This window comes from Escherichia sp. AM3 (genome assembly GCF_032029835.1).
GTDB classification, from domain to species: Bacteria; Pseudomonadota; Gammaproteobacteria; order Enterobacterales; family Enterobacteriaceae; genus Escherichia; species Escherichia coli.
Window position 1 is genome coordinate 1 of the sequence record NZ_JAVUPQ010000590.1, and the last position, 429, is coordinate 429.

At 51.3% G+C, this 429-nt stretch carries 1 protein-coding gene; it reads right to left on the bottom strand.

The genetic code is table 11. The features are described from left to right. A partial coding sequence (uspA, locus tag RTW80_RS27405; protein ID WP_312721236.1) for a universal stress protein UspA occupies window positions 1-378 on the bottom strand: 378 nt, incomplete at its 3' end. Between the last annotated feature and the right edge of the window lie 51 nt (window positions 379-429).

Consider the following 429-nt stretch of genomic DNA (forward strand, 5'->3'; position numbering starts at 1 on the left):
CAGCTGGCGCGCGGAAGACATCAGCTTGCTCCAGAAGTCCTGGTGATGACCGCATACCACCAGGTCCATATCGTATTTCTTAATCGCATCAACCAGCACCTGGCCCAGATCGCCGCTACCGCTTAAGGTTTCAGTGATTGGATAGCCCGCGTTGGTAGAAAGCTCGCTCAGCGCGTGGTGAGTCTCTTCGGAGATGCGTTTCTGCATGTCGCCAAGATTAACGTCGATCAGACCGGTGTAGAGGTCGGAGTAATTCACATCAACGTGAATCAGCGAAACTTTCGCGTTGTAGGGACGTGCCATGGATACTGCTTTATCAACCAGCACTTTACTCTCCGGGGAGAGGTCTACCGCGATGAGAATGTGTTTGTAAGCCATAGTGTTACTCCTTCCTTAAGTTATCGATGACTAAATGGGAAAGCCGTCGTC